Annotated in this window: 12 protein-coding genes; 10 read left to right on the forward strand and 2 right to left on the reverse strand. The window is 70.3% G+C overall.

Annotated elements, in window-relative coordinates; genetic code table 11:
• Positions 1-22 precede the first annotated feature (22 nt).
• The 5 genes from F0L68_RS37860 (at position 23) to F0L68_RS37880 (ending at position 5,612) form a co-directional block, all read left to right on the forward strand.
• Positions 23-1,261, forward strand: coding sequence for an ROK family transcriptional regulator (locus tag F0L68_RS37860; protein WP_149854731.1), 1,239 nt, complete (start codon positions 23-25; stop codon positions 1,259-1,261).
• Complete coding sequence (gene xylA / locus F0L68_RS37865) at positions 1,258-2,421, forward strand: xylose isomerase (RefSeq protein WP_149854732.1); 1,164 nt, start codon at positions 1,258-1,260, stop codon at positions 2,419-2,421. The genes F0L68_RS37860 and xylA overlap by 4 nt, the downstream gene beginning before the upstream one ends.
• A gap of 95 nt (positions 2,422-2,516) precedes the next feature.
• Positions 2,517-2,858: a hypothetical protein gene (locus F0L68_RS37870; protein WP_149854733.1), complete on the forward strand. Its 342-nt coding sequence runs from the start codon at positions 2,517-2,519 to the stop codon at positions 2,856-2,858.
• Positions 2,859-3,162: 304 nt separating this feature from the next.
• Positions 3,163-4,326, forward strand: a complete 1,164-nt coding sequence (locus tag F0L68_RS37875) for an amidohydrolase (protein WP_306463216.1) — start codon at positions 3,163-3,165, stop codon at positions 4,324-4,326.
• On the forward strand, positions 4,323-5,612 hold the full coding sequence (locus F0L68_RS37880; protein ID WP_149854735.1) for a M20 family metallopeptidase: 1,290 nt from the start codon (positions 4,323-4,325) through the stop codon (positions 5,610-5,612). Before F0L68_RS37875 ends, F0L68_RS37880 begins: the two co-directional genes overlap by 4 nt.
• Before the next feature lie 80 nt (positions 5,613-5,692).
• Here the strand turns inward: F0L68_RS37880 and F0L68_RS37885 are convergent, their stop codons facing one another.
• Together F0L68_RS37885 and F0L68_RS37890 are read right to left on the reverse strand one after the other, a co-directional pair.
• Positions 5,693-6,190 carry a GNAT family N-acetyltransferase gene (locus tag F0L68_RS37885; RefSeq protein ID WP_149854736.1) on the reverse strand — a complete coding sequence of 166 codons (498 nt, stop codon included), beginning with the start codon at positions 6,188-6,190 and terminating at the stop codon, positions 5,693-5,695.
• Between the two features lie 69 nt (positions 6,191-6,259).
• Complete coding sequence (locus F0L68_RS37890) at positions 6,260-8,020, reverse strand: glycerol-3-phosphate dehydrogenase/oxidase (protein WP_438672351.1); 1,761 nt, start codon at positions 8,018-8,020, stop codon at positions 6,260-6,262.
• A gap of 283 nt (positions 8,021-8,303) precedes the next feature.
• Here F0L68_RS37890 and F0L68_RS37895 point away from each other — a divergent pair, with 283 nt between their 5' ends.
• From F0L68_RS37895 to F0L68_RS37915, 5 genes are all read left to right on the forward strand, one after another.
• Entirely contained in the window at positions 8,304-9,047 is a 744-nt protein-coding gene (locus F0L68_RS37895; protein ID WP_149854737.1) for an MIP/aquaporin family protein, read from the forward strand.
• Positions 9,048-9,099: 52 nt separating this feature from the next.
• Complete coding sequence (gene glpK, locus F0L68_RS37900; protein WP_149854738.1) at positions 9,100-10,605, forward strand: glycerol kinase GlpK; 1,506 nt, start codon at positions 9,100-9,102, stop codon at positions 10,603-10,605.
• Between the two features lie 777 nt (positions 10,606-11,382).
• Positions 11,383-11,937, forward strand: a complete 555-nt coding sequence (locus F0L68_RS37905) for a PLL family lectin (protein ID WP_149854739.1) — start codon at positions 11,383-11,385, stop codon at positions 11,935-11,937.
• Between the two features lie 213 nt (positions 11,938-12,150).
• Positions 12,151-12,726 carry a YbaB/EbfC family nucleoid-associated protein gene (locus tag F0L68_RS37910; RefSeq protein ID WP_149854740.1) on the forward strand — a complete coding sequence of 192 codons (576 nt, stop codon included), beginning with the start codon at positions 12,151-12,153 and terminating at the stop codon, positions 12,724-12,726.
• Positions 12,726-13,082 carry a WXG100 family type VII secretion target gene (locus tag F0L68_RS37915; RefSeq protein ID WP_149854741.1) on the forward strand — a complete coding sequence of 119 codons (357 nt, stop codon included), beginning with the start codon at positions 12,726-12,728 and terminating at the stop codon, positions 13,080-13,082. Before F0L68_RS37910 ends, F0L68_RS37915 begins: the two co-directional genes overlap by 1 nt.
• Positions 13,083-13,084 lie beyond the last annotated feature (2 nt).

Consider the following 13,084-nt stretch of genomic DNA (forward strand, 5'->3'; position numbering starts at 1 on the left):
GTTGGGGCGTTAAACTAAGTCCGTGACGGCGCCACCGGTCTCCGACCAGCTCGGCCTGCGCAGGGCCAACCTCGCCCTGCTGCTCGGCACGCTGCGCGCCCACGGGCCGCACTCGCGCGCCGGCCTGGCCCGGCGCACCGGCCTGACCAAGGCCACCGCCTCCAGCCTCGTCGCCGAGCTGACCGGGCGCGGCCTGGTGCGGCTCGGCGAGGTCGCGCCCGGCCACGGGCGGCCCGCCCAGCTCGTCGAGCTGCGGCCCGGCGCGGTCTGCGGCATCGGCCTGGAGGCCAACGTCGACTACGCCGCCCTCGCGGTGCTCGACGTCGCCGGCGGGACGATCGCGCAGCGCAGGGTGGCCGTCGACCTCGCGGGCGCCGGCTACGACCGGGCCGTCGACCTGCTCGCCGCGCTCGCCAAGGAAGGCCTCGCCGCGACCGACGGCTGGGTCGCCGGCATCACCGTCGCCGTCCCCGGGCTGGTCGACGTCGACCACGGCGTCGTGCGCCTCGCGCCGAACCTTGGCTGGCGCGAGGCCCGGCTCGCCGAGGACCTCGCCGGCCGGCTGGCGGGCCGGCCGGTGCTCGTGGACAACGACGCCAACCTGTCCGCGCTGGCCGAGCACGCCGCCGGGGTCGCCGCCGGCACACCCGACCTGCTCTACCTGACCGGCGAGGTCGGTGTCGGCGGCGGCGTGATCGCCGGCGGCGCGCTGCTGCGCGGGGCCACCGGGTTCACCGGCGAGGTCGGCCACCTGCCGCTCGACCCGGTCGGCCTGCCGTGCGGCTGCGGCCGCCGGGGCTGCTGGGAGACGCAGGTCGGCCTCGCCGCGCTGCTCCGCGAGGTCGCCCCGCCTGGCGACCCGGTGGCCGACCCGGCGACGGACCTGGAGACCCGGCTGCTGCTCGTCCGGGACCGCGCGGCGGCAGGCGACGCCCGCACGCTCGCCGCGCTCGACCGGATCGGCACCGATCTTGGCGTCGGCGCGTCGATCCTGGTCAACGTCCTCAACCCGGCCGCCGTGGTGCTCGGCGGCTACTTCGCGCTGCTCGGCGAGTGGCTCGCGCCCCCGGCCCGCGCCGAACTCGCCGCCCGCGTGCTCGCCCCCGACTGCGGCGGCTGCCGCCTGCTGCTGTCCGACCTCGGCTTCACCGCGGCCGTCCTCGGCGGTGCCCACGCCGCCCTCGACCGCGTGTTCGCCGACCCGACCCTCGCCCCGACCGACGACTCAGATCCAGACCCAGACCCGAGGAGCCCGCAATGACCGCGAGCAGCTATCAGCCCCGCCCCGAGCACAAGTTCAGCTTCGGCCTGTGGACGGTCGGCTGGCAGGGCGTCGACCCGTTCGGCGTGGCGACCAGGGCGCCGCTTGACCCCGTGCGCACGGTGCACGAGCTGGCCGAACTCGGCGCGTGGGGCGTCAGCTTTCACGACGACGACCTGATCCCGTTCGGGTCGGGCGACGCCGAGCGGTCGGCCAGGATCGCCGGGTTCCGCAAGGCGCTCGACGAGACCGGCCTCGTCGTCCCGATGGCCACCACGAACCTGTTCGCCCACCCCGTGTTCAAGGACGGCGGCCTCACCGCCAACGACCGCGACGTGCGCCGCTTCGCCCTGCGCAAGGTGCTGCGCAACCTCGACCTCGCCGCCGAGCTCGGCGCGTCCACCTACGTGCTGTGGGGCGGCAGGGAGGGCGCGGAGTCGCCGGTCGCCAAGGACGTCGCCGCCGCCCTGGACCGCTACGCCGAGGCGCTGAACCTGCTGTGCGGCTACGTCCGCGAACAGGGCTACGACATCCGCTTCGCGCTGGAGCCCAAGCCCAACGAGCCGCGCGGCGACATCCTGCTGCCCACGATCGGCCACGCGCTGGCGTTCATCGGCGAGCTCGACCACCCCGAGCTGGTCGGGCTCAACCCGGAGGTCGGGCACGAGCAGATGGCCGGCCTCTCGGTGGTGCACGGCATCGCCCAGGCGCTGTGGCACGACAAGCTGTTCCACATCGACCTCAACGGGCAGAACGGCCCCCGCTACGACCAGGACCTGCGCTTCGGCAACGGCGACGTGAAGACCGCGTTCCTGCTGGTGGACCTGCTCGAACGCGGCGGCTACACCGGGCCGAGGCACTTCGACTTCAAGCCGGCGCGGACCGAGGACGACGCAGGCGTGTGGGCGTCCGCGGCGGCCTGCATGCGCAACTACCTGGTGTTCGCCGAGCGCGCCGCCGCGTTCCGCGCCGATCCCTCGGTCAAGCAGGCGCTGGCCGACTCCAGGGTGGACGGGCTGGCCGAGCCGACGCTGGGCGCTGGCGAGAGCCTGGCCGAGCTGCGCGCCGAGGCGTTCGATCCCGAGGATGCCGCCGGACGGGGGATGCACTACGAGCGTCTGGACCAACTCGCGTTGGACCACCTGTTCGGCGTCGCCTGAGGCGCTCCGGACGATCTTGAAGTGACTGCCGGATGACCTGTTCGTTCTGACAGGATGGGGCGGTCGTCAGCGTCGCGAGCGGGAGGGGGCCGGCCATGCGAACGGTGCCACGGTGGCTGGTGCTCTGCCTGTTCGGGCTGCTGTTCGGGCTGTTCGCTGCGGGCGCTGCCGGCACGGCGAGCGCCGCCGGCCCTGCGGGCGTGGCAGCGTCCGCCGGGCATGTGACGCAGGTCGCGCAGGCGGGGCGGATCGCCCACGAGCAGACGACCGACGCGACCGCCCCACCCGGGCCGAAGCTCGACAACCAGCAACAGCCCGCGCAGCCGATGAGCGCGGAGGCCAAGAAGAAGGTCTGGGTGGGCGGGATCGCGGTGGTGTTGCTCGCGATCGTCTACTACGGCAGGAAGCTGCGCGCCAAGCGCAAGAAGTCTTCCTGAACGGTTCGGCTATCCTGCCTGAACAGATCTGCCGAGTTGCAGGTTCTGTCAATCCGCTATAAGAGTGGGCGGTCTCGCGCTACCGTCGACCGGTAATCGTGGGCCTCGCGGCGCGGGCGGGCGTGATCCGTCGCCGAGTTGACCATGACACTGGGGATGACTTCAGCGAGGCCGAAACTCGTTCGCCGCTCGGCGCAGTGCTGCGACCGGTTGCCGGCTGAACGCTGAACCTGCGCGTCGAGTACTGCGTGCTGATGCAGGATGGATGCACATGAGCACCGATTTCGGAGCGACCCTTCGCTCAGTGGTAGAGCGGTATGCGGACGCCCTCATCGGCCTCTCCCACAGCATCCACGCGGAGCCTGAGCTGGCCTTTCGCGAGTATCGCAGCGTCGACAAGATCGTCGCGCTGCTGGGCGCCGAGGGCTTCGAGATCGAGCGCGCGGTCGGCGGCCTGGACACCGCGTTCACCGCGACCTACGGCTCCGGTGAGCTGGTCGTCGGCCTGTGCGCCGAGTACGACGCGCTGCCCGAGGTCGGCCACGCCTGCGGTCACAACGTGATCGCGGCCGCCGCCGCGGGGGCCGCGCTCGGCCTGCGCGACCTCGCCGACCGGCTCGGCATCACCGTCAAGCTGATCGGCACCCCGGCCGAGGAGACCGGCGGCGGCAAGATCCTGCTGCTGGAGCGCGGCGTGTTCGACGACGTGGCGCTGTCGATGATGGTGCACCCCGCGCCCTTCGAGTCCTGCGCGTCCACCTCGCTGGCCATCGTCGACTTCGAGGTGCACTACCGGGGCCGCGCCGCGCACGCGGCCGCCGCGCCGCAGCTCGGGGTGAACGCCGCCGACGCGATCACGGTCGCGCAGGTCGCCATCGGGCTCGCCCGCCAGCACCTCGAACCGAACCAGCTGGTCAGCGGCATCGTCACGCGGGGAGGCACCGCCTCCAACATCGTGCCGGACCACACCACGGCCGTGTTCGACCTGCGTGCGGCCGACTTCGACTCCCTCGCACGTCTCGACAAGCGCATCAGGAACTGTTTCGAGGCCGGTGCGCTAGCCACTGGTTGCACGCACGAGATCGTGCAACTCTCGCCTACCTACGCCGAACTGTCTCCGGACAGCTGGCTCGCCGCGGCGTATCGGCGCGCGGTCGGGGAAATCGGCAGAAGCCCGATCAGTGCGGAGGACGAACTCCTCCTGCGGATCGGCAGCACCGACATGGGCAACGTCACCCGCGCGCTGCCCGCCATCCATCCGACCCTCGCAATCGACTGCGGAGACGCGGTGAACCACCAAACTGAGTTCGCGGCCGCCTGTGCTTCGGCGTCCGCCGACCGTGCCGTTCTCGACGGCGCGCTCGCCATGGCGCTGACCACCATCGCCGCGGCCTCCGACGCCCATCAGCGGTCCAGGCTGCTGTCCGCGTTGGCCGAAAGGTCCGCGACTTCGGGAGGCGTGGCATGACGGTGCTCGACTCGCGACCCGAGCTGCCCGAGGGTTGCGAAACTTCGACCAAGGGGGACCCCGAGGTGCTGCTCACCGACCGTGGGTTCAGCATGTCCACTGTGGAGGATCTCGGCGCAGGGCGAGGGCCGTCATGGTTGGACGACTGGCTGGCCGCCAATTCGAGTGAGGTCATAGCGTGGCGCAGGCACATCCACGCGAATCCCGAGCTGTCCAGGGACGAGTACCGCACGACCGAGCTGATCTCGGGACTGCTGCGCTCGGTCGGCCTCAAGCCGAGGGCGCTGCCCAGCGGCACCGGCCTGATCTGTGACGTCGGCAGCGGGCCGCGGTGCGTCGCGCTGCGCGCGGACATCGACGCGCTGCCGCTGACCGAGGCGACCGGCCTGCCGTTCGCGTCGACCGTCGGCGGTGCAGCGCACGCCTGCGGGCACGACGCGCACACCACGATCCTGCTGGGCACCGCGCTCGCGCTGGCCTCGGCCACCGAACTGCCCGGCCGGGTGCGGCTGATCTTCCAGCCCGCCGAGGAGGTCATGCCCGGTGGGGCGCTGGACGTGCTCGCGGCCGGCGGCCTCGACGGCGTCGAGCGGATCTTCGGGCTGCACTGCGCGCCGAGGCTCCAGGTCGGCAGGGTCGGCACCCGCATCGGGCCGATCACCTCGGCCAGCGACATCGTCGAGCTGCGGCTGACCTCGCCTGGCGGGCACACCTCCCGGCCGCACCTGACCGCCGACCTGGTGCACGCGCTCGGCACCGTGATCACCGGCCTGCCCGCGCTGCTGTCCAGGCGGGTCGACCCGCGCTCGGGCACCGTGCTGGTGTGGGGCGCGGTGCACGCGGGCGAGGCGGCCAACGCGATCCCGCAGGACGGCGTGCTGCGCGGCACGCTGCGCACCGGCGACCGGGACATCTGGGCCGAGCTGGAACCGCTGATGAAGGACCTGGTGCAGGCGCTGCTCGCGCCGACCGGCGTCGGCTTCGACCTGCACCATCGGCGCGGCGTGCCGCCCGTGGTGAACGACAGGGAGAGCACCATGCTGCTGCGCGCCGGGGTCGAGGCGGCGCTCGGCGACGACGCGCTGGCCGGCACGGAGCAGTCCTCCGGCGGCGAGGACTTCGGTTGGTACCTGGAGCACGTGCCCGGCTCGTTCGCGCGGCTCGGCGTGTGGTCCGGCGAAGGCCCGCAGCAGGACCTGCACCAGCCGGCGTTCGACCTGGACGAGCGCGCCCTCCTGGTCGGCGTCCGCGTCATGGTGCACGCGGCCCTGGCCTCGCTGGCCTGAGCTCACCGGCCTGAGTTGGGCCGACCCGTTTCATGTTGAGCTGACCCGGTTCGAATGGGGCTTGCCCGGTTCGAACCGGGTCAGGCGTGTTCTGGCCGGGCGAGCCAGTCCTGCCAGGAGATGTCACGGCCGAGGTAGCGGGGCTGCCGAAACGGCCAGTCGGCGGCGATCCACCGAGGCACCAGCGCGTCCAGCGCGCGTTCCACCTCGCCGCCGACCAGGTCGTCCACCACCCACCAGGCGATCTCGCCGTCCGCGCCGACCCGCTCGGGCGGGTCGATGTAGACGCAGCCGAGCACGGCGGTCTCCGGCGTGTCGAGCAGCACGTAGTTGAAGGACTGGTGGGCGGCGATCTCCTGCTCGTGCCGGAGGAGATCCACCCGGTCCTCCTCGCGGGTCATCGTCTCCCTTGGCCAACCCCAGGCCGGGCCGAAGATATCCCACAGGCGCTCGCGGGAGCCCATCACGGCCGGGTAGTCGAGCGCGGTGTCGGCCTCCCGGATCGGCCGCAGGTGATGTGCGCCGCCCGGCAGCGGAACGTGGACCGGGTGGACGAACTCGTCAGGAAGCCAGCTCATGGGGCCCGAAACTACTGCGGTGTCCGGGAACGTGGTCGGTGGACCCGGCGAACGTTCCCGGACACGCGACTAGCTGACGGGCTCGACCAGTTCGGGGCGGGCCTCGGGCGCGGCGGCGCGGACGGCGTCGGCGGCCTGGTCGTCCGGCTTGGTCTGCGAGGCGCGCTCCGCCTCCACCCGCGACGTGTACACCTTGACCTCGCGGGCCACCTGCTCCTCGTCCCAGCCGTGCACGCCCGCGAGCAGCCTGGCCACCGGCTCGGCGCACTCGACGCCCCGGTGCGGGTACTCGATGCTGATCCTGGTCCGCCTGGTCAGCACGTCCTCGAGGTGCAGCGCGCCCTCGTGGCTGGCCGCGTAGACCGCCTCGACCTGGAGGTAGTCCGGCGCGCCCGGCACCGGGTGCAGCAGGTCGGGGTCGTCGACGGCGAGGCCGAGCACCTCGTGCACCAGCGAGCCGTACCGGTCGAGCAGGTGCCGCACCCGGTAGGGGTGCAGGCCGTACTTCGCGGCAAGGTGGTCGGCCTGGTTGACCAGCGCGTGGTAGCCGTCCGCGCCGAGCAGCGGCACCTTGTCGGTGATCGACTCCTGGATCCGGCCGGGCAGGTCGACCGACGCCGCGTCGACCGCGTCGGCGGCCATCACCCGGTACGTCGTGTACTTGCCGCCCGCGATGGCGACCAGCCCGGGAGCCACCCGCGCGACGGCGTGCTCGCGGGAGAGCTTCGACGTCGACTCGCTCTCGCCGGCCAGCAGCGGCCGGAGGCCCGCGTAGACGCCCTCGATGTCCTCGTGCGTCAACGGGGTGGCCAGGACCGTGTTGACGTGTTCGAGGATGTAGTCGATGTCGTGCTTGGTGGCGGCGGGGTGCGCAAGGTCGAGGTTCCAGTCCGTGTCGGTGGTGCCGACGATCCAGTGGTTGCGCCACGGGATGACGAACAGGACGGACTTCTCGGTGCGCAGGATCAGGCCCGACTCGGAGACGATCCGGTCGCGCGGGACCACGATGTGCACGCCCTTGCTCGCGCGCACCCGGAACCGGCCCCTGCTGCCGGACAGCCGCTGCAACTCGTCGGTCCACACGCCGGTGCAGTTGATCACGGCGTGCGCCCGGATCTCGGTCTCCCGACCGTCCTCGACATCGCGCACCCGCACACCGGCGACCCGGTCGGACTCCTTGAGGAAGCCGATCACCTGGGTCGAGGTGCGCAGCACGGCGCCGTAGTGCACGGCGGTGCGGCCGACCATCATGGTGTGCCGGGCGTCGTCGGCCTGCGCGTCGTAGTAGCGGATGCCGCCGATCAGCGCGTCCCGCTTGAGCGCCGGCACCATCCGCAGCGCGCCCGCCCTGGTCAGATGCTTCTGGCCGGGCACGGACCGCGCGCCGCCCATGGTGTCGTACATCAGCAGGCCCGCGGCGGTGTAAGGACGTTCCCAGCCGCGGTGGGTCAGCGGGTAGAGGAAGGGCACGGGCTTGACCAGGTGCGGCGCGATCCTGGTGAGCATCAGCTCGCGTTCCCGCAGCGCCTCGCGGACGAGCCCGAACTCGAGCTGTTCGAGGTACCGCAGGCCGCCGTGGAACAGCTTGCTCGACCGGCTGGACGTGCCCGACGCCAGGTCGCGCGCCTCGACGAGGGCGACCCGCAGGCCTCTGGTCGCCGCGTCGAGGGCAGCGCCGACGCCGACCACACCGCCGCCGATGATCACGACGTCGAAGGTCTCGGAGCCGAGCCGTTCCCAGGACTCCTCGCGTTGGTCGGGGCCGAGTCGGCCCGTGACGATCTCTGCGGTGGAGTTCTTCGGCCCCTCTGGGGACTTGCGGTTGGCCACGGACCCCGCCTCCCTGCGCGCGACTGTGCGGACTTCGGTCACGCTACCCGGAAACGCCCAGCTCCGGGCACTACGGGTCACCCGTTAGCGCGCTCCAACCCGTTCGTGTCGCTGCGACCTGGTTCTTGCGGCCCAGGGGGTGACTTTCGACATGCACGGGGCGTAGACAACTGATCGAATGTCGAAGTAGCGTCGCTGGTCAGTTAGGGGTGGGCAGAGTTGCCGGACCCGGACACATGCCCCCTCCAGTCCGGTTTCAACGACGGCTAGGAGGTCGGCGGACATGAGCATGGGCTCGATTTTCCTGTGGGAGATGATCGGCACGGCAGTGCTGATCCTGCTCGGCGCCGGCGTGGTCGCCAACCATGTGCTGAGGAACACCAACGGCCATGGCGCGGGCACGCTGTTCATCAACATCGGCTGGGGTTTCGCGGTCTTCACCGGCGCGAGCATCGCCGCGCCGAGCGGCGCGCACCTCAACCCGGCGGTCACCCTCGGGTTGGCCGTGGCGAAGAAGGTGGACTGGGACAAGGTCCCCGTCTACATCCTCGGCCAGTTCGCCGGCGCGATCATCGGCGCGATGCTGTGCTGGGCGGTCTACAAGCTCCAGTTCGACGCGCACGACGAGCCGCAGAACACCCTCGGCGTGTTCTCCACCGCGCCGCAGATCCGCAACTACACGTGGAACCTCGTGACGGAGATCATCGGCACCTTCGTGCTGGTCGCGTGGATCCTGCTGAGCCCGTCGGTGAAGGTGGGCGCGGACGGCGTCCCGACCTTCGGCAACTCGGCGCTTGGCTACGCGGGTGTCGCGTTCGTCGTGCTGGTGATCGGCACCTCGCTTGGTGGGCCCACCGGGTACGCCATCAACCCGGCCCGTGACCTCGGGCCCCGCCTCGCCTACGCGTTCCTGATGCCGATCAAGAACAAGGGCAGGGCGGACTGGGGCTACTCCTGGGTGCCGGTGGTCGGGCCGGTCGTCGGCGGCGTGCTGGCCGGCCTGTTCGCGCTGGCCCTGCCCTCCTGATCGCGCTGGCACCGCCCTCCTGATCCTCAAACCGCGAAAGGAAACCGCCAGCATGAGCAAGTACGTGGCCGCGATCGACCAGGGCACGACGTCGACCCGGTGCATGGTGTTCGACCACTCGGGCCACGTGGTCGCCGTGGACCAGAAGGAACACGAGCAGATCTTCCCGAAGGCGGGCTGGGTCGAGCACAACCCGGAGGAGATCTGGCAGAACGCCCGCCAGGTCGCCGCGGGCGCGCTGGCCAAGGCCGACCTGGTCACCGAGGACATCGTCACCGTCGGTATCACCAACCAGCGGGAGACCGCTGTGGTGTGGGAGCGCTCGACCGGCAAGCCGGTGTACAACGCGATCGTCTGGCAGGACACCCGCACCGACAAGATCTGTCAGGAGCTTGGCGCGCTCGGCGGCGGGCAGGAGCGCTACCGGGACCGCACCGGCCTGCCGCTGGCGACGTACTTCTCCGGCCCCAAGATCCGCTGGATCCTCGACAACGTCGAGGGCGCGCGGGCGAAGGCCGAGGCGGGCGAGCTGCTGTTCGGCAACATGGACACCTGGGTGCTGTGGAACATGACCGGCGGCCCGGACGGCGGCGTGCACGCCACCGACCCGACCAACGCGTCGCGCACCCTGCTGATGGACCTGGACACGCTCACCTGGGCCGAGGACATCTGCGCCGAGATGGGCGTGCCGCTGGCGATGCTGCCGGAGATCCGCTCGTCCTCCGAGGTGTACGGCAACATCCGGGCGCGCGGCGCGCTCGGCGGCCTGCCGATCTCCGGCATCCTCGGCGACCAGCAGGCGGCGACGTTCGGGCAGGCGTGCCTGTCGCCGGGCGAGGCCAAGAACACCTACGGCACCGGCAACTTCGTGCTGCTCAACACGGGCACGGACAAGGTGATGAGCGAGAACGGCCTGCTCACCACCGTCTGCTACAAGATCGGCGACAACGCGACGATCTACGCGCTGGAGGGTTCCATCGCGGTCACCGGCTCGCTGGTGCAGTGGGTGCGCGACAACCTCGGGCTGATCAGCTCCGCGGACGAGATCGAGACCTTCGCCCGCACCGTCGACGACAACGGCGGCTGCTACATCGTGCCGGCGTTCTCCGGCCTGTTCGCGCCGTACTGGCGGTCCGACGCGCGCGGCGCGCTGGTCGGCCTGACCCGGTACGTCAACAAGGGCCACATCTCCAGGGCGGTGCTGGAGGCCACGGCCTACCAGTCCCGCGAGGTGATCGAGGCGATGAACGCGGACTCCGGTGTGCCGCTGAAGTCGCTCAAGGTGGACGGCGGGATGGTCGTCAACGAGCTGCTCATGCAGTTCCAGGCGGACATCCTCGGCGTGCCGGTGATCCGTCCCGAGGTCAACGAGACCACGGCGCTCGGCGCGGCCTACGCGGCGGGCCTCGCCGTCGGGTTCTGGGCGAGCGAGGACGACATCCGGCAGAACTGGGCGCAGGACAAGCAGTGGGACCCGTCCATGGACGACGCGACCCGCGAGGACCTGTACCGGAACTGGAAGAAGGCCGTCACGAAGACGTTCGACTGGGCCGAGTGAGCGCATTACTCGCCTGCTTGCGCAGGTCGGAGATCATGTAGTGAGCGAGGGAGCGGCTGAGTCCAGCCGCTCCCTTCGTCACATTCGTGGCTCAGGAGGATCTTCGCGCGGATACTCATTCCGGTCAGCCATCGTGCGGCCTACGTGGGGGTTGGGATGAGTACAGACTTAGGTGAGTTACGCCAAACGCGAGAGTGGCGCAGGGCGGTGTGGACGCTTCGGGCGAATATCGCCGGCAGCGTCGGCTTCCTTGGCTCCGCTTGGGTTGGCGGCGACAGGTCGGGACCTGGGCATACTTCGCGATTGTTGGATTTCACCCCCGCGTTCTTTATTGCGGTGCTGGCGGCGAATATTGCCTTCTTGATTATCCGAAGTCAGATAGTCGAACGCTCCGGTGGATACTTTGGTGAGACTTCCTTTTTTGGAATCTCCGGGAGGAAGGGATGGTTTGCCGGGAGCAACGGGGACAACGTTGCGGCGGCATCAAGGGTCATCTGGCGAGACCTGTTCCTTCCCCGTCCCCGGCCGGTGCAAGACCAGTCGCCCCGGCCGGTGCAGGACCAGCCGCCCACGGACCTGAATGGGTGGCCGCCGCTCCAGGATCGGACCGACGGACGGTAGGGCCTGCTACCACGCGGGTTTACCTGAATTCGCGACATCTCAAACCCGGGTGTGACGACCAAGGCATTGTTCGGGTCTAGCGTTGGGCCAACGGTGTTCAGCTCGCGCGGAATACCGTCCGCAGCATCCGTGAAGACAATTCAGGGGGAGCGGCTGATGTTCAACAGCATTAGATCGATCATTGTGGGTTCCGTCGCGGGACTGGCCCTGACCGGGTTGGCGCTGACCGGGCTGGCCACCGCGAGCGCTTCGGCGGCGCAGGCCCCGGACGGCGCGCGGCAGGCCTCCGCAGTGGCGCCCGCCGCGGCGGCGTCCGCGACCAGAGTTGACCAGCTCGCGAACACCGTGGGCGGGCCGGTCCAGGTCACCAGGGTCGGCACGCCGAGCGCGGTGGCGCCGCACCTGACGGTGTGCAAGATCACCGTCTACGGCTATGTCGGCTACACGTTCTGCGAATTCGACTACTCGACGCTCGACTGGGGCGGCGGCAACGTCGAGTATTTCGTGGTCGGCACCGACTACGAGATCTTCCACGCCTGGAAGGGCTCCGGCGGCTGGAAGAATCTCGGCGGGCAGGCGCGCAGGTCCACGCCCAACGGGGCGTATGCGTTCAACAGTCCCGTCGGCGTCGAGACGATCGGCACGGACAACAACTGGTACTGCAAGTACCGGGGGAACGGGAGTTGGTCCGGCGGGTGGCAGCGCTGCTGAGACCGCCGCGCGGATGACCGGGACCGGCCGCGCCGAGCACGGTCGTCAGCGTTGAGTCGTCAGCGTTGAGCTAGCCGAACGGGGTGGGGCGGCCATATATGGCCGCCCCACTTGCCTTGTCTCCTGCGCTGAAAGCCTCGATCTTGGACCCCGTAGAGCGATCCCGCGACGACGGCCGGTAGCCGTCGCCCGCCCACGAGCTCCGGGGGATGCATGAGTCAGGAATTCGAGGATCTCGTCAGGCAGTTCGAGCGGTTCCAGGAGGGTGTCCAGCCTGCGGAGGACGCGCTCACCCGGTACGACGGGATGCAGGACGAGATCACTGCGGTGCACGCGGCGGCGTCCTCGCCCGACCGGACGGTGACCGTGACCGCGGGTCCCGGCGGCGCGGTGACCAACATCCAGATCACCGATCGTGCCTTGCACCAGGGCGCTTCGGCGTTGTCCAGCGCGGTGTTGGCGGCGATGCACGCCGCCGTGGCCGACGCCGCACGGCAGCAGGCCGAGATCGTGCAGCGGTATGTCGGCGACAGCATGAACGTGCTCGACCAGGTGCTGGAGACGCAGGCCGAAGTGTTGGGCACCCCGGTCGAGGAGCTGCGGGCCTCGCTCCAGCCACCGGCGGAGCAGCAGGCCAAACGCGCCGACGAGGACTTCAGCGATCGCGAGCTGTTGCGGAAGGAGTCGGCGACGCCGGACGAGCCGGTCACGCCGCAGCCCACCACCAAGCCGGTCGACCGGGACGACGAGTACGTCCGCAGCATGTTCAACCGGGAGGACGACTACTGATGGGCGACATGTTCAACGCCAACCCGGCCAAGCTCGAAGGGTGCGGCAAGCAGTTCGGCGACTTCTCCACGCGCGTGACGGAGATCCAGGCCAAGGCCAGCGCCGCCGTGGTGCCCGCGGTGTCCTGGGGACTGATCGGCCAGCCCATCGCGTGGACGGCCTACCAGTCGATGATGGACGACTTCAGCCAGTTCATGGAGGAGATGGCGCAGGGCGTGTCGCACGTCGGCAACCACCTCAAGGGGTGCGCGGACACCTATCGGCAGACGGACGCGACGGTGCAGCAGAGCGCGAAGCAACTGCACAAGGACCTGGACGCCGCAGGCGACAGCATCCCCACCGTGGGAGGTAACTGACC

This window comes from Solihabitans fulvus, from assembly GCF_008386585.1.
Lineage (GTDB): Bacteria > Actinomycetota > Actinomycetes > Mycobacteriales > Pseudonocardiaceae > Solihabitans > Solihabitans fulvus.

Coding starts and splice junctions, on each gene's coding strand:
- xylA (WP_149854732.1), top strand. CDS start 1,258: ATGACCGCGAGCAGCTATCAGCCCCGCCCCGAGCACAAGTTCAGCTTC.
- F0L68_RS37870 (WP_149854733.1), top strand. CDS start 2,517: ATGCGAACGGTGCCACGGTGGCTGGTGCTCTGCCTGTTCGGGCTGCTG.
- F0L68_RS37880 (WP_149854735.1), top strand. CDS start 4,323: ATGACGGTGCTCGACTCGCGACCCGAGCTGCCCGAGGGTTGCGAAACT.
- F0L68_RS37885 (WP_149854736.1), bottom strand. CDS start 6,190: ATGAGCTGGCTTCCTGACGAGTTCGTCCACCCGGTCCACGTTCCGCTG.
- F0L68_RS37895 (WP_149854737.1), top strand. CDS start 8,304: ATGAGCATGGGCTCGATTTTCCTGTGGGAGATGATCGGCACGGCAGTG.
- glpK (WP_149854738.1), top strand. CDS start 9,100: ATGAGCAAGTACGTGGCCGCGATCGACCAGGGCACGACGTCGACCCGG.
- F0L68_RS37905 (WP_149854739.1), top strand. CDS start 11,383: ATGTTCAACAGCATTAGATCGATCATTGTGGGTTCCGTCGCGGGACTG.
- F0L68_RS37910 (WP_149854740.1), top strand. CDS start 12,151: ATGAGTCAGGAATTCGAGGATCTCGTCAGGCAGTTCGAGCGGTTCCAG.
- F0L68_RS37915 (WP_149854741.1), top strand. CDS start 12,726: ATGGGCGACATGTTCAACGCCAACCCGGCCAAGCTCGAAGGGTGCGGC.